Annotated in this window: 17 protein-coding genes; all 17 read left to right on the forward strand. The window is 45.5% G+C overall.

Annotated features, from left to right (window positions below):
- Nucleotides 1–8: 8 nt before the first annotated feature.
- Nucleotides 9–1,274: an endolytic transglycosylase MltG gene (mltG, locus tag H8S18_RS02105; protein WP_186856651.1), complete on the forward strand. Its 1,266-nt coding sequence runs from the start codon at nucleotides 9–11 to the stop codon at nucleotides 1,272–1,274.
- Nucleotides 1,271–2,503, forward strand: coding sequence for a peptidase U32 family protein (locus H8S18_RS02110; RefSeq protein ID WP_186856652.1), 1,233 nt, complete (start codon nucleotides 1,271–1,273; stop codon nucleotides 2,501–2,503). Before mltG ends, H8S18_RS02110 begins: the two co-directional genes overlap by 4 nt.
- Nucleotides 2,500–3,348, forward strand: coding sequence for a TIM barrel protein (locus H8S18_RS02115; RefSeq protein ID WP_186856653.1), 849 nt, complete (start codon nucleotides 2,500–2,502; stop codon nucleotides 3,346–3,348). Before H8S18_RS02110 ends, H8S18_RS02115 begins: the two co-directional genes overlap by 4 nt.
- 2 nt (nucleotides 3,349–3,350) lie before the next feature.
- Nucleotides 3,351–4,406: an aminopeptidase P family protein gene (locus H8S18_RS02120; RefSeq protein WP_186856654.1), complete on the forward strand. Its 1,056-nt coding sequence runs from the start codon at nucleotides 3,351–3,353 to the stop codon at nucleotides 4,404–4,406.
- 18 nt (nucleotides 4,407–4,424) lie between these two features.
- Entirely contained in the window at nucleotides 4,425–4,982 is a 558-nt protein-coding gene (gene efp / locus H8S18_RS02125) for an elongation factor P (protein ID WP_186856655.1), read from the forward strand.
- A gap of 84 nt (nucleotides 4,983–5,066) precedes the next feature.
- Entirely contained in the window at nucleotides 5,067–5,519 is a 453-nt protein-coding gene (locus H8S18_RS02130) for an Asp23/Gls24 family envelope stress response protein (protein ID WP_186856656.1), read from the forward strand.
- A gap of 133 nt (nucleotides 5,520–5,652) precedes the next feature.
- Nucleotides 5,653–6,207, forward strand: coding sequence for an alkaline shock response membrane anchor protein AmaP (gene amaP / locus H8S18_RS02135; RefSeq protein ID WP_186856657.1), 555 nt, complete (start codon nucleotides 5,653–5,655; stop codon nucleotides 6,205–6,207).
- An 18-nt stretch (nucleotides 6,208–6,225) separates the two neighbouring features.
- Nucleotides 6,226–6,444 carry a DUF2273 domain-containing protein gene (locus H8S18_RS02140; RefSeq protein ID WP_186856658.1) on the forward strand — a complete coding sequence of 73 codons (219 nt, stop codon included), beginning with the start codon at nucleotides 6,226–6,228 and terminating at the stop codon, nucleotides 6,442–6,444.
- A 28-nt stretch (nucleotides 6,445–6,472) separates the two neighbouring features.
- Nucleotides 6,473–6,889 carry a transcription antitermination factor NusB gene (nusB, locus tag H8S18_RS02145; RefSeq protein ID WP_186856659.1) on the forward strand — a complete coding sequence of 139 codons (417 nt, stop codon included), beginning with the start codon at nucleotides 6,473–6,475 and terminating at the stop codon, nucleotides 6,887–6,889.
- Nucleotides 6,886–7,806, forward strand: coding sequence for a tRNA (adenosine(37)-N6)-threonylcarbamoyltransferase complex transferase subunit TsaD (locus H8S18_RS02150; RefSeq protein WP_186856660.1), 921 nt, complete (start codon nucleotides 6,886–6,888; stop codon nucleotides 7,804–7,806). Before nusB ends, H8S18_RS02150 begins: the two co-directional genes overlap by 4 nt.
- Nucleotides 7,803–8,651: a bifunctional methylenetetrahydrofolate dehydrogenase/methenyltetrahydrofolate cyclohydrolase FolD gene (folD, locus tag H8S18_RS02155; protein ID WP_186856661.1), complete on the forward strand. Its 849-nt coding sequence runs from the start codon at nucleotides 7,803–7,805 to the stop codon at nucleotides 8,649–8,651. The genes H8S18_RS02150 and folD overlap by 4 nt, the downstream gene beginning before the upstream one ends.
- Entirely contained in the window at nucleotides 8,644–9,849 is a 1,206-nt protein-coding gene (gene xseA / locus H8S18_RS02160; protein WP_186856662.1) for an exodeoxyribonuclease VII large subunit, read from the forward strand. Before folD ends, xseA begins: the two co-directional genes overlap by 8 nt.
- Nucleotides 9,842–10,036, forward strand: a complete 195-nt coding sequence (gene xseB, locus H8S18_RS02165) for an exodeoxyribonuclease VII small subunit (RefSeq protein WP_186856663.1) — start codon at nucleotides 9,842–9,844, stop codon at nucleotides 10,034–10,036. The genes xseA and xseB overlap by 8 nt, the downstream gene beginning before the upstream one ends.
- Nucleotides 10,037–10,921, forward strand: coding sequence for a polyprenyl synthetase family protein (locus H8S18_RS02170; protein ID WP_186856664.1), 885 nt, complete (start codon nucleotides 10,037–10,039; stop codon nucleotides 10,919–10,921). It abuts the gene before it with no gap.
- Nucleotides 10,922–10,928: 7 nt separating this feature from the next.
- Nucleotides 10,929–11,588 carry a (d)CMP kinase gene (gene cmk / locus H8S18_RS02175; protein WP_186856665.1) on the forward strand — a complete coding sequence of 220 codons (660 nt, stop codon included), beginning with the start codon at nucleotides 10,929–10,931 and terminating at the stop codon, nucleotides 11,586–11,588.
- Between the two features lie 5 nt (nucleotides 11,589–11,593).
- Nucleotides 11,594–12,190, forward strand: coding sequence for a lysophospholipid acyltransferase family protein (locus H8S18_RS02180; RefSeq protein WP_186856666.1), 597 nt, complete (start codon nucleotides 11,594–11,596; stop codon nucleotides 12,188–12,190).
- On the forward strand, nucleotides 12,178–14,274 hold the full coding sequence (locus tag H8S18_RS02185) for a bifunctional 4-hydroxy-3-methylbut-2-enyl diphosphate reductase/30S ribosomal protein S1 (RefSeq protein WP_186856667.1): 2,097 nt from the start codon (nucleotides 12,178–12,180) through the stop codon (nucleotides 14,272–14,274). Before H8S18_RS02180 ends, H8S18_RS02185 begins: the two co-directional genes overlap by 13 nt.
- Nucleotides 14,275–14,454: the final 180 nt, after the last annotated feature.

The following is a 14,454-nucleotide window of genomic DNA, read 5'->3' on the forward strand; positions in this document are numbered from 1 at the left end:
TAAAGCTCTTGGCAAAGAAACTGGAAAATCCGTATGCGGACAGAAATATCGGGCTTGATTCGCCTGAATTTTTGTCAAATGGAAAAAAACCGAAGAAAAAACCATCTGTTAAATCAACATGGAGCAAGTTGCGGCCATTGCTGACTTTTGTGATTAGTCTTGTCATCGTGCTCTTGCTTGTATTTGGCGTATTTCATTATGTGAAGGAGCATTACTTCGATCCGGTTGATGTTAACGATTCCGCCGTAGTAGAAGTGAAGATCCCAAAGAGTTCTTCCCTCAGTACAATTGCAGATATCCTCTACGAAAACAATCTGATTCGTAACAAGCAGGTATTTAAACTTTACGTAGATTTTTCGGATATGGCATCGAAATTGAAGGCGGGAACTTATGAGCTTTCCCGGGATATGTCGTTTGACGATATTATTTATACCCTGCAGGAAGGGAATGTTGCAGCCGATGTAATAGACGTCCAGTTTATCGAAGGACGTACGGCAGAGGAATATGGCCAGAAGTTAGTTGACAATTACGGCATTCTGAAAAACACAGTCCATTATACGGAACTGATTACAACCGGCGGTGATTTTGTGAATGAATTTACATTCCTTGCTGAAGCTAAGGCCAAGAATGATGCAAAGCCCGCGGATCAACGCCGAAAGTATCTTCTGGAAGGATATCTGTTTCCAGATAAATATCAGTACTATACCGATGCCAGCGAAGAGGATATTATCAGAAAACAGCTGGAGCAGTTTGATAAAATTTTTACGGACGAGTATTGGGCGCGGGCTCAGGAGTTGAATATGGATATCGACGATGTGGTTACTCTGGCTTCCATCATTGAAAGGGAAGCTTCAAATGTCGAAGATTTCCCTAAAGTTTCGGCAGTCTTCCATAACCGGCTGAATTCCGAAGAATACGGATATCTTGATTCCGATGCAACGCAGGCTTATGCACTGGGAATAAAGAACCGCTATAATTTAACTGGAGAAGAGAAAAATACGCCTACGGCATACAATACGTTCTGGAATAATGCCGGGTATCCCGGTTTGCCTGCCGGCCCCATCAGCAATCCTGGGGAAGCAGCCATCAAAGCGGCGCTGTATCCGGATGAAGAAATGATGCAGGAAGGCGAAGAATACTATTATTTCGTTGCGACTGACCCGGAAACCGGCGAAATCAAGTATAGCCAAACCCTTGAGGAACACGATGCAGCCGTTTTGGAATGGCAGGATGAATGGGCCAAGGCTGATGCAAAGGCGGCAGGTGAACAATGATCGAATTGCTCGCCCCCGCCGGGAACTTAGAGACCCTTGAAACTGCTCTTTATTTTGGCGCGGATGCCGTTTATATGGCCGGAAAACAATATGGTCTGCGCGCGTTCGCGGATAATTTCACAGAAGACGGCCTCGCACAAGCGGCAAGCATGACGCATGCCCGGGGTAAAAAATTATATATTACCGTAAATTCGGTATTGTGGAACCATGATTTATCCGGGCTTGAAGTATATCTGCGCTATCTTAGTGAAATTTGTGTTGATGGCGTGATTGTAACTGATCCAGCTGTTTTACAAATCATTAGCCGCTCTGCAATTCCGCTTTCCGTGCATATGAGTACGCAGGCAAATATAACCAATTATTTGTCTGCTTCTTTTTGGCATAAGTGCGGTGCGGACCGTATTGTTTTATCCCGTGAGGTTTCACTTGCAGAAATTTCGGAAATACGAAAAAACACGCCAGATACTCTGGAATTGGAGGCGTTTGTCCATGGTTCAATGTGCATTGCCCATTCCGGCCGCTGCCTCTTAAGTTCCGTACTTACCGGACGGAGCGGCAACCGGGGGGCATGCGCCCAGCCCTGCCGCTGGGAATATCATCTGTACGAAAAAGGATATGAAGGCCAATATTTCCCTGTTTTTGAGGATGACCGGGGGACCTATATCATGAATTCGCGCGATCTGATGATGATTGAGCATATTCCGCTTCTGGCAGAATCCGGAGTTACGAGTTTCAAAATCGAAGGACGCATGAAATCAGCGTACTATGTTGCCTCTGTCGTGCATGCATACAGGCGTGCGATCGATGCATACGAGAGCGATCCGCAGGGCTATTATTTTGATAAAAGCCTAAAAGAAGAACTTGTGAAATCGGCATCACGCGGCTTTACGACAGGTTTTTACTTTGGCAATCCACATGAAAAGGGGCAGGATACCGCGCGTACTCTTGATCCACGGACATATACTTTCACAGGCAGGATTATTTCCGCACCAAGGAACGGTTGCATCGAGGTCGAGCAGCGCAATAAATTTTGCATTGGAGAAACACTTGAGGTTCTCTCTCCCAATCTTGAAAATGTATCTTTTGTTGTGGAAAGCATTTGCGATATGGAAGGAAACCGGCAGGAAAGTGCACCCCATCCCCAACAGCCTGTGAAGATCAACTGTCCATATCCAGTGCAGCCGGGTGATTTGTTACGCAGGCATGACGAAAGAAGGGAAGTACTATGATCAGATTTGGTCCGGCAGGAAACTCTCAGGCTTTTTATGACGAAGGGCATAAGCATACATATGAAGCGCCTCTGTGGCTGTACGAACAAGGCTTGAATGCTTTTGAATACTCTTTTGGCAGGGGAGTAAAACTCAAAGAAGAAACCGCATCCAAAATCAGGGAACAGGCGGATAAATATGGGATTGCCATGAGTGTGCATGCACCTTATTATATCAATCTGGCAAACAGCGCCCCCGAAAAATTCGAAAAAAATCTTGCCTATTTCCGTGAAACAACGGCAGCAGCGGGATTTTTGGGGGCAAGGCGAATCGTATTTCATCCCGGTTCTTGTGCAAAGATGGACCGCCGGCTTGCGTTTGAAAACGTATGCGAAAATTTAAAAAGAATCCTTTCTATCCTCCGCAGCGAGGGGTATGATAATTTTATCTACTGTGCAGAAACAATGGGTAAATTAGGCCAGATTGCCGATCTTGATGAGGTCGGCATTATGGCGCAGCTGGACGACTGCATCTATCCGGCCATTGATTTTGGGCACCTCAATGCGCGAACGCTTGGCGGAATCAAAACGCAGGAGGATTATGTCGCTATTTTAAAAAAACTCAGAAACAGCGCTGGAGAAGAAAAAACAAATAAAATGCACGTTCATTTCTCCCATATCCAATATACGGATAAGGGAGAAAAAATGCATCTGACTTTTGAGGATAAAATATGGGGGCCGTTCTTTGAGCCGTTGGCAAAGCTTCTGAAGGCTAACGGCCGGATGGAACCCGTTATTATCTGCGAGTCAAGCGGAACCCAGGCAAAAGACGCAATAGAAATGAAACGAATGTATGAGGAAGCATAGTTATGAATAAAAACGTGATCAACGCAATCAGAAACATAGGAAAAGCGGATGCATATCTCCTTTCGTCCGTGCAAAATGTGGCTTACGCAACCAATTTTTCCGGGGACTGTTCACAGCTCCTGGTTACGGCAAACGGTGCATACTTTTTTACGGATTTTCGCTATGTGGAACAAGCGCGTATTGAAGTGCAGAATGCAGAAGTGGTTATGACCGGCGGAGGCGACAGGCTTTCCAAAATCAACGGCTTTCTTTCGGAAAATGCCATCCACAGTTTGGGCATCGAGAAGGACGACGTGACTGTTAAAGTATTTGAAGGCTATCAGGGAACGTTCGAGCCTTACTATAGTTATATCGATGTTGCAGAAGACCTTTTGGCGCTGCGTATGGTGAAGACGGAAGAAGAACTGGTTAAAATCAAAAAGGCGGCGAGGGCAAATGAAGTAGCCTTAAATGAACTTCTTCCATTCATCAAGCCTGGCGTAAGCGAGCTTGACATTCGGGCAGAGCTGGAATACCGCATGCAGCGGCAGGGGATGGATCTGGCATTTCCAACCATTGTAGCGGCAGGTCTTAATTCGGCTTTGCCCCACGCAACCCCATCTGCTTATAAATTATGCGAAGGCGACCTTCTGACGATTGATTTTGGATGTCGGTATCAGGGATATTGTTCTGATATGACACGTACTTTCGGCATCGGAAATATTGACGGGCAGCGAAAAAAAATATATGATATAGTTAAGCATGCTCAGGAGAGCGCGGCTGCAGCCGCTGTTCCCGGCGCTGACACGCTTACGGTGGATGCCGTTGCGCGTGACATCATTGCAGAAAACGGCTATGGCGAATATTATGATCATGGAACCGGGCATGGAGTAGGACGCTTTATTCATGAGCTTCCCGTCCTAAATCCGCGGGCTTCCTCGCTTCTTGGGGAGAACATGGTTTATACGGTAGAACCGGGCATTTATGTTCCCGGTATAGGCGGCGTACGAATCGAAGATATGCATATTGGCGGCTTGGGCAGTGTTTATACGTTTTCAAAAGAATTAATTTTGTTATAAAACAGGAGGTATGGTTGTATGGTTTCAGCCGGAGAATTCAGAAAAGGCATGACAGTAGAAATAGACGGACAGGTGTGGGTTATCGTTGATTTCCAGCATGTGAAGCCGGGGAAAGGCGCGGCATTTGTGCGCACAAAGATTAAAAATGTGGTGAGTGGAAATGTTCTGGAACGTACGTTTAATCCTACGGAAAAGTTCCCTAAGGCACATATTGACCGAAAAGAAATGCAATACCTGTATTCAGATGGTGAACTTTATTACTTTATGGATACCGAGACTTACGAGCAGCTTCCTTTGAATCATGATAAGGTAGAAGATGCACTTCCTTATATCACAGAAAATATGAATGTAACGATCAAATTTTTCAAAGGTGAAGCGTTTTCCGTTGAACCTCCGAATTTTGTTGAACTTACCATCACAGAAACCGAGCCTGGCTTTAAAGGCGATACGGCAACTGCCGGAAATAAGCCTGCCATTATGGAAACAGGCGCAAAGATTATGGTTCCTCTCTTCATTGACACAGGCGATAAAATCCGTATCGACACCAGAACAGGGGAGTATATGGAGCGCGTATAAAGCATCCTGTCACAAATATGTTTTTTCATGAAATATTTGGGGTATAAATGCTTTATATAAAAATGAATCGGAGGCGATTTGATTATGGCAGATACAAAACTGAGTACGCAGGATACAAATGCAGTCAAAAAGGAAAGCAATGGTACGATTACTTTTGCAAATGAGGTGATTGCGACAATTGCAGGACTCGCAGCGGTCGATATTCCCGGTGTTGCGGGTATGAGCGGTGGTTTCGTGGATGGTTTTACAGAACTGCTCGGACGGAAAAATCTTTCCAAGGGAATCAAAGTTGAGGTTGGTACGGAAGAAGTAGCGGTTGATATTGCAATCGTCGTAGAATACGGTACTCCTGTTCCTGAAATTGCTCAGAATATCCAAATGGCGGTTATGAAGGCGATTGAGACCATGACTGGACTTAAGGTTGTGGAAGTGAACCTGAATGTTCAGGGGATCAAATTCAAGGAACAGAACGCAACTGTGCGTAAGGAAAAAGAACCTAAGGAAGAGAAACCGGAAAAAGCGCCCAGAGTAAAATAAAATGCAAGCCCGCGGCAGCAGCGGACAGGTTCTGTGCTTGTTGAAGCATAAAATCTATATACCCGGTCTTTACAGGCCGGGTATATTCAGTAAAAGTCTTTGTTCGGGCGAATATCATTTGGAGGAAAAACATATGAAAATGAAAGTAGGAACACGCGTTGTTCTGACGATCTACCTCATTGCAGTGATTGCATTATGCGGGTTTATTCTTGCGACGCTTGGCGGTCTTATTCCAGGCAGCGATCTCTCAAATTTCACAAATACAGTCATAAATGGGTCAATTTGGTTTAAAATTCTGTATGCAGTGATTGCGGTCGTTGTCATCATCGTTAGTTTCATGCTGATGTTCTTTGGGGCAGGAAAGGCTCCCGCACCTAAGACAGCCAAAGTTGCGTCATTCGAAAGCGGCAGCATACTGATTACCGTAAAGGCAATCGAAGAACTTGTCGAGCGCTATGTTCATGAGAACAAAAGCGTAAAAGGGCTTCGTACGAATGTCATTTCCCATGAAGATACGCTTGATCTTGCAATCGATATTTGCGTACTTCCCGATGTGGACATTCCTGCAGTGACCAAAGAATTGCAATCCGGGCTTGCGGCATATATTCAGGAACATACCGGAATCACAGTAAATGAAACAAAGATTATGGTAACGGGCCTGAAAGAAAATTCCGCAAAACTTTCCTGACAAATCGGAGGCGCAGGAATGAAAGAAAAATTTTTTGAATGGTACAGCGAGAACAGTGGATTATTTTGGGGGATTGTAATCGGCCTTCTCGTTGCGATCCTGTTCCTGACCATTGGTTTCTGGGCGACGCTTTTGATTGCGCTGTGTGTGGGGGTCGGCGCATTCCTGGGGGCGCGTCCGGATATCCGCCTTGTAATCAAGGAATGGTTTTTAGGACTTTTCACGAAAAAAAGTTAAATGAACGACACGGAGGTATTGTTTTGGCATGAGCAGGACGAGCGCACGCGAGACTGCAATGAAACTTCTATATGAATACAGCATTACCGGTACGCTCAACGGGGATTCCCTTGAAAATGCGCCGGATGCTTTGGGCGCAGAGTCTCTTGATGAAAATAATCTGCGTTATGTTGAGGAAGTCATTGCCGGCCTTGCTGAAAAATGCAATGAGATTGACGGAATTATATCCAGCAACAGTAAATCCTGGAAGTTGGAACGGATAGCCAAAGTGGATCTCGCAATTCTGAGGCTTGCCCTGTATGAACTTCTCTATATGGATGATATTCCGCAGAAAGTGACGATCAATGAAGCCATTGAACTCGCAAAAAAATATTCTGCGGAAAAATCGTATCAGTTTGTCAACGGCCTTCTTGGGGGATATCTCCGAAACGGAGGGAAGAAGTGACCGCATATTTGGGAATTGATACGAGTTGTTATACGACTTCGCTTGCAGTGGCAAACGATGCGAAACAAATTTTATGTAATTTGAAAATACCGCTTGAGGTTGCGCAAGGGAAAAAAGGCTTGCAGCAGTCTCAGGCTGTATTTCTTCATATCAAAAATTATGATCGCCTGTTTCGTGAGAATCTGATTGCACGATTCGGCCCTTTCGGTGGAATTGCCGTAAGTGAAAAGCCACGTCCTCAGGCAGGTTCTTATATGCCTGTTTTTACCGTGGGAACAATGCTTGCGGGCGCAATCGCAAGCACGGCCGATATTCCTATTTTATATGCGACACATCAGGAAGGACATTTGGCAGCAGCAATGATTGGGCAAAATATGCCGCCGGAGTTTCTTGCCATGCATGTTTCCGGTGGCACAACCGAACTTCTTCATGTACAGAACACGGGAGAACAATTTTTCATTGAAAAGATTGGCGGGACAAAAGATATCGCCGCCGGTCAGCTGATCGACCGGCTGGCCCAAAAACTGAATCTTCCCTTTCCCGGCGGCAAGCACGTCGAGGGGCTATCTGCAGGCGGAAAAGATCTTGGATTCAAAACAAGCGTACAAGGTCGGGAATGCAACATCTCCGGCCTCGAGGCACAAGCGTTCCGGGCATTGGCAACGGAAACTTCGCCAGACATTTGCTACTCCACACTTTATTCATTGGCCTTTACCCTGGAAAAAATGCTTAAATATACTATACTCGATACAGGTATCCGTGATATATTGATGTTTGGCGGTGTCATGTGCAACCGCCTGATCCGAACTTATTTGTCTTCAAAATTGGAAGGAATCCGATTTGCAGAAATAGAATATTCTTCTGACAATGCGGCGGGTCTCGCCGTTTTGGCAGCACAAAAGGGGGTAACAAAATGAGCGCACAAATTTTGAGCGGAAAAGAGCTTTCCGCAGAAATCCGGGAACAGCTCAAAGAGCGGGTGGCCGGGTTGAAAAAAGACAAGGGCATCATACCAGGACTTGCAGTCATTCAGGTCGGTGAAGACGGGGGTTCTACCATCTATGTAAATAATAAGGAAAAGGCCTGTGCGGAAGTGGGGATTTATTCAGAGGTGAACCGTCTGCCTGAGGAAACCACACAGGACGAACTGCTCGCCATGGTAGAGCAATATAACAATAACCCGAAAATTCATGGTTTGCTTGTTCAACTTCCGCTTCCAGCCCATATTGATGAAACGGAAATATTAAGGGCTATCAATCCTAAAAAAGATGTAGATGGCTTCCATGTGCAGAATGCGGGGAGCCTTTTCACAGGGCTTCCGGGCCTTGTCGCCTGCACTCCCAAAGGGATCATTAAACTAATCAAAAAATCCGGCATCGATTTGGCGGGAAAAAACGCCGTCGTAATCGGCCGGAGCAACATTGTCGGAAAACCGGTGGCAATGCTATTGCTTAATGAAAATGCTACCGTCACAATCTGCCATTCCAAAACAAAAGATTTACCTGGAATTTGCGCGCAGGCGGATATTTTGGTAGCGGCAATCGGACGCCCTGAATTTGTGACAAAAGAATTCATAAAACCTGGAGCCGTTGTAATCGACGTAGGAACATCACGTGTGGATGGCAAGCTGAAGGGCGATGTAAAATTCGATGAAGCCTGCGAGGTCGCAGGATATATTACACCCGTTCCAGGCGGCGTCGGCCCCATGACAATCACAATGCTGATGGAAAACACAGTAGATGCGGGAGAAATGTATGGATGAACTGGTTCTTTCGGTTCATGAATTAAATACCTACGTTTCGGATAAGCTTTCGGGCGATCCGTTTCTGGAAGAAATATGGGTGCGCGGTGAGGTAACGGATGTAAATATGCGGCACGATACGTTATATTTTGTCCTGAAAGATGAGATGGCATCCGTGGGTTGCCTGTTGTTCAATTGCGTTGAGGCAGTTGAATGTTCCGATGCGATTGTTGAGGGCCAGACAATTCTCGCGCGTGGTGAAGTTTCACTTTACCGGAAAAATGGAAATTACCGGATCGTGGTCAAAGAAGTCCAGCAGGTTGGCCTCGGGGAATTATATGCCCGGTTTCAACAAATCCGCGAGAAGCTTGACCGTCTTGGTGTTTTTGATGAGGCGAGAAAGCGGCCGCTCCCGCGTTATCCTAAAAAGGTGGGGATTGTAACATCCGGGCAGGGAGCTGCAATCCAGGATATCTGCAACATTGCACAACGCAGGAATCCGCAGGTAAAACTCGTTTTGTATCCTGTCAGAGTGCAGGGGACAGAGGCACCCGCGGAAATTGCGCGTGGAATTGAATACCTGAATGAAAATAGCGATGCAGATCTATTAATCGTCGGACGCGGCGGCGGCAGCGCTGAAGACCTTTTCGCTTTTAATGAGGAAGCGGTCGTGCTCAGCGTATATCGTTCCCGCATCCCTGTCGTGAGTGCGGTCGGTCATGAGACTGATTTCACCTTATGTGATATGGCCGCAGATTTGCGCGCGCCTACGCCTTCGGCTGCTGCCGAGCTGTCTATCCCGGCGCGCGACGATATCTATTCTGGGATCCTAGCCTTGCGCGAGGGAATTTCCCAGCGTCTTTTTCAGATACTTTATGAAAAAAAATCCGCTTTCGAACAGGGAAGGCGCTCGTTGCGCAGGGAAGTTCTGGTTCTTCGCCTATCTCATGCTCACGAGAGTATCGCTTCGCATCGGGATATCATCAAAAATGCTGCGTTGCATCTTTATAAAAATCGTATGATGCAGTATAATGGCTATAAATCGGCAATCGAAAACCTCAGCCCCATCAGTGCATTTGAACGTGGATACTCTATCGCAATGCATAACGGAAAAGAGCTTCGAAGCACAGATGAAGTTTCCGGCGGGGATGAAATTGAAATTATTTTAAAAGACGGCACAGTAAACGCCTGTGTCACAGGGAGTAAAAAACATGCCTGAAAAGGATCTTGAAGCATATCTTGACGAATTAAAACAAATATCTGAAAAAATATCCGACGAGGATATAAAGCTTGCGGATGCTGTTTCTCTTTATAAAAAAGGAATGGCCGCCGCGGATAAAGCTTCCAAAATCCTAGAAAAATTTGAACAGGAACTTGAAATTATCCACGACGAAAGCGAGGAATAAATGATGCCTGATATTTTAAGCAAATATACGGAAATTGTAAATCAGCGCTTGCAGGAGCTGCTGGATTTGAAAAATATCAATCCCATGATCAAGGATGCCATGAATTATAGTGTGATGGCAGGCGGAAAGCGCCTTCGGCCCACACTCAACATCATGGCGAATGCCCTTTTATCGGGGAATATGCGGGAAACACTTGACATTGCGTGCGCAATTGAGATGATTCATACCTACTCCTTGATCCATGATGATCTCCCGGCGATGGACAATGATGACCTGCGGCGCGGGAAGCCAACCAGCCATGTGATGTTTGGGGAAGCATTCGCAATCTTATGTGGGGATGCATTGCTTAATTTTTCCTATGAAGTCATGATGAAGAACGCTCTGAGGCATGCTTCCAATATGAATTCGCATATAAAAGCAATGCTTGAAGTCGCTACGGGCGCAGGCGTATATGGAATGATTACAGGACAATGCGGCGATATTGAAAATGAAGGACAAATCTTGACGGAAGTCGAACTCAAGCAAGTCCATGAGCACAAGACCGGCGCTATGATTAAATCTTCACTGCTTTCAGGACTATTGTTATGCGATCCGCGGCAGGAATATATTGATGCGCTGACTGTTTACGGCAACAACATCGGACTCACGTTCCAGATTGTAGATGACGTACTTGATATTGTGGGCGACACCAAAAAAATGGGGAAGACGTTGGGAAAAGATAAAACTTCTAAAAAATTTACGTTCCCGACGCTTTACGGTATAGAAAAATCTATGAAGATCGCGGAAGAAAAAACAGAAGAAGCGGTGAACGCACTGAAAATCTTTGGGCCGCGTGCCCAGGAATTGACCGACCTTGCGCAGTTCATCTTGAAACGCGAAAAGTGAGGAAAGCATGAAGATTGCCATTGACGGCCCTGCAGGTGCGGGGAAAAGCACCGTCGCAAAGGCGGTTGCCAGGAAAATGAAGTTTAACTATCTCGATACGGGCGCAATGTATCGTGCGGCAGCCTATGCAATGATTGAGCGGGGAATTGAGCCTTCCGACCGTGAAAAGGTTCTTTCGGCCCTTCCCGGGCTTTCCATGAAAATTGTCTATAAAGGCGGGAGCCAGAAGGTCTTAATCGATGGCCGGGATGTAACTCCTTATATCCGTACACCGCAAATTTCCAAAGGGGCAAGCGATATTGCTGTAATTCCTGAATTGCGCCTAAAACTGGTCGATTTGCAGCGCGAAGTGGCAAATGAGTATGATGTTGTTATGGATGGGCGTGATATCGGCACATATGTCCTTCCGGATGCGGACTTTAAATTTTTTATTACTGCCTCTCCGCGTGAGCGGGCCAAGCGGCGGTATCTCGAATTGAAAGAGACCGTGCCGGATGCGGATATCGACCAAATAGAACGAGACATTATTGCGCGTGACAAAACGGATTCCACACGCGAGTTCGCTCCCTTGCGCCAAGCGGAGGATGCAGTTCTTGTCGATACGACGGACCTTAACCGTGAGCAGGTAATCGAGCTTGTCTCCGGAATGATTTCGGGAGCAGTATAGGGAATATGGTTTATTTTTTTGCACGTATATTGGCCTACATTATATTAATGCCTGTTTTCTTTGTAAAGGTTGTTCACAAAGAAAATCTTCGGATCCACGGCGGTTGCGTCGTTATTTGCAACCATATTTCAAATTGGGATCCTATTGTGCTTGGTCACAGCGTAAAAACGCAGCCCGTCTGCTATATGGCCAAAGAGGAATTGTTTCGCAATAGGATGGCTAATTGGTTTTTGCGGCGTTTACATGCCATTCCCGTGGCGAGGGGAAAAAGTGACCTTAAGGCGGTAAAAACCGGGCTTTCCGCATTGAAAAGCGGAAAAATTCTTGGTATTTTTCCAGAGGGGCACCGCAGCGAAACAGGAGAACTCCTTCCGTTTGAGCCAGGAGCGGCACTTATGGCCCTGCGGGCGGATGTCCCTGTTGTCCCGGTCTATATCAGTGGGAATTATAAACCGTTTCGTCAAGTCAAACTGTATACACATCCGGCAATCCGCCTCAAGGATGTAGTAGGGGAGAAGACGAACAGCGCGGCGATTGAAAAAGCAACGGAATATTTGAAAACGGTTATGCTCGAATTAGAGGAACAGGCATGTCAAAAATAGTAGTAGCAAAGAATGCCGGATTTTGTTTTGGGGTTGCCCGTGCGGTGGATGCTGTAAACGAAATTGCAGGCTCGTATGACCATATCTATACCTATGGCGAATTGATCCACAACAAAGATGTTATCGCCGATCTTGAAAAAAAAGGCATTTGCGTTACGGAAGATCTGGATTCGGTTCCGCAGGCTCAAAGCACCGTCATTGTAATCCGTTCGCATGGTGTCTCAAAAGCGGTTTATGATAAAATTCAGGAGCGCGGTTTCGAGGTTCTTGATCTTACCTGTCCGTTTGTGGCACGTATTCATAAACGCGTGATTGAAGCGGGAAATACACCCGTTGTAATTATTGGTACGGAAAACCACCCTGAAGTTGCCGGAATTAAGGGCTGGGCTCAGGATGCCGTATACGTTGTCGGCAGTGCCGAAGAGGCCAAAAAATTGCCGTATCTCGGACATGCGCTCGTTGTTGCGCAGACAACCATTACCCATGAACTGTGGGATGAAGTCGTTTTTGTTCTGCAAGACCGTATTGCCACGCTTGACCTGTTTAATTCGATTTGTGATACAACGCAAAAGCGCCAAAAGGAGGCCGTTGAACTTGCACGGTCCTCTGATATTGTCCTTGTGGTGGGAGGGAGACATTCCTCCAATACAGAAAAATTATATCAACTCTGCAAAAGTCATTGCGAAAAAACCTATTACATAGACAATATCGCACAACTTCCACTTGAAAAAGTGACGAATCATGTTATAATAAGTATTGTCGCCGGTGCATCGACACCGGATTGGTTAATTAGGGAGGTAAAGACACTTATGAGCGATGTCGAAAAAGTAGTGGATACAACAGAAACTACGGAGGAACAGGAAGTAGTATCCACCGAACAGGAACAATCACAGGCAAACGAGGATTTCATGGCTGAAATCGAAAAATCGTTTGTATATATTAAGAGAGGGCAGATCGTGACCGGAACGGTTGTTCAGATTTCCGACAGTGAAATATGTGTCAATATTGGCTATAAATCTGACGGTATCATCAAAAAAGAGAACCTTACCGCCGCTGGGGACGAAAACCCCATGGATCTGTTTAAGGTGGGCGACGAAATTGAAGCAGAAGTCGTTACATTAAACGACGGCGAAGGAAATGTGGTCCTTTCCAGAAAGTCGATTGAATCTAAACTGAAATGGAAAGAACTTGTTGAGTCTCTTGATGAAGACGCTGTTTATACGGTAAAAGTAGATAAAGTGGTTAAGGGCGGCGTACTTGCCAAACTTGACGGTTATGATGCTTTCATTCCTGCTTCGCAGCTTTCCCTGCGTTATGTGGAAGATTTAAGTGAATTTATTGGGCAGGATCTCGAGGTTAATATCATTGAGGCAGATAAACGTCAGCGGCGTTTTGTTCTTTCCCACAAGAATATTCTGAAGGCACAGGCTGAAGAACAGGAGAAAAAGCTTTATGATACCTTTAAGAAGGGCGATAAGGTAACAGGTAAAGTAAAACGCCTGACAGACTTCGGTGCATTTGTCGATATCGGCGGTGTGGATGGCTTGCTCCATATTACGGATATTTCTTGGGTAAAAATCAAACATCCTTCCGATATTCTTAAGGTTGGCGATGAGATTGAAGTTCAAATCCTTAATGTTGATCCAGAGAAGAAGCGGATTTCGTTGGGCCTCAAGCAACTTTCACCGAAGCCGTGGGACCTTGTACCCGAAAAATATATCGTAGGAGACACGGTGGAAGGAACGGTTGTCCGTATTATGCCATTTGGTGCATTTGTTTCCTTGGAGCCGACAATTGATGGCCTTGTACACATTTCGCAGGTAACAAACAGAAGACTTGAAAAAGTTGAAGAAGAGCTTCGGATCGGTGACAAAGTAACAGCAAAAATCATGGAAGTAAATCCTTCGAAAAAGCGGATTAGCCTTAGTATACGCGCGCTTATGGATGAACCGGAAAAACCGTCAAAACAGGAAGAGGATGCAAAGCATAAGGAAGAGAAATTCCATTATGAGATTCCTCCGGTTGAAGAAGCGACGTCGTCCCTTGCAGATTTCTTCCCTAAAATGGATGATGATTCTAACTAAAGACGACGAATAAAAGAAGTTTTGCTGGAAAATTATATTGAATTAGCTGCAAAAAGGCCGCATAGCGCGGTTTTTTTGCATGCTACGATTTTGTTCTCGAAAATCTTTAAAAAAAACAAAGAAATCCTATTGACTTTTAGCCCAAATTAAAGTATATTATAAAGCGTCGCAAATAAAAGG

The organism is Christensenella tenuis, assembly GCF_014287795.1.
GTDB classification, from domain to species: Bacteria; Bacillota; Clostridia; order Christensenellales; family Christensenellaceae; genus Christensenella; species Christensenella tenuis.

What these genes read in the sequence shown, in the direction of transcription:
- H8S18_RS02110 (WP_186856652.1), top strand. Translation starts at nt 1,271, where the DNA reads ATGATCGAATTGCTCGCCCCCGCCGGGAACTTAGAGACCCTTGAAACT.
- H8S18_RS02115 (WP_186856653.1), top strand. Translation starts at nt 2,500, where the DNA reads ATGATCAGATTTGGTCCGGCAGGAAACTCTCAGGCTTTTTATGACGAA.
- H8S18_RS02120 (WP_186856654.1), top strand. Translation starts at nt 3,351, where the DNA reads ATGAATAAAAACGTGATCAACGCAATCAGAAACATAGGAAAAGCGGAT.
- efp (WP_186856655.1), top strand. Translation starts at nt 4,425, where the DNA reads ATGGTTTCAGCCGGAGAATTCAGAAAAGGCATGACAGTAGAAATAGAC.
- H8S18_RS02130 (WP_186856656.1), top strand. Translation starts at nt 5,067, where the DNA reads ATGGCAGATACAAAACTGAGTACGCAGGATACAAATGCAGTCAAAAAG.
- amaP (WP_186856657.1), top strand. Translation starts at nt 5,653, where the DNA reads ATGAAAATGAAAGTAGGAACACGCGTTGTTCTGACGATCTACCTCATT.
- H8S18_RS02140 (WP_186856658.1), top strand. Translation starts at nt 6,226, where the DNA reads ATGAAAGAAAAATTTTTTGAATGGTACAGCGAGAACAGTGGATTATTT.
- nusB (WP_186856659.1), top strand. Translation starts at nt 6,473, where the DNA reads ATGAGCAGGACGAGCGCACGCGAGACTGCAATGAAACTTCTATATGAA.
- folD (WP_186856661.1), top strand. Translation starts at nt 7,803, where the DNA reads ATGAGCGCACAAATTTTGAGCGGAAAAGAGCTTTCCGCAGAAATCCGG.
- xseA (WP_186856662.1), top strand. Translation starts at nt 8,644, where the DNA reads ATGGATGAACTGGTTCTTTCGGTTCATGAATTAAATACCTACGTTTCG.
- xseB (WP_186856663.1), top strand. Translation starts at nt 9,842, where the DNA reads ATGCCTGAAAAGGATCTTGAAGCATATCTTGACGAATTAAAACAAATA.
- H8S18_RS02170 (WP_186856664.1), top strand. Translation starts at nt 10,037, where the DNA reads ATGATGCCTGATATTTTAAGCAAATATACGGAAATTGTAAATCAGCGC.
- cmk (WP_186856665.1), top strand. Translation starts at nt 10,929, where the DNA reads ATGAAGATTGCCATTGACGGCCCTGCAGGTGCGGGGAAAAGCACCGTC.
- H8S18_RS02180 (WP_186856666.1), top strand. Translation starts at nt 11,594, where the DNA reads ATGGTTTATTTTTTTGCACGTATATTGGCCTACATTATATTAATGCCT.
- H8S18_RS02185 (WP_186856667.1), top strand. Translation starts at nt 12,178, where the DNA reads ATGTCAAAAATAGTAGTAGCAAAGAATGCCGGATTTTGTTTTGGGGTT.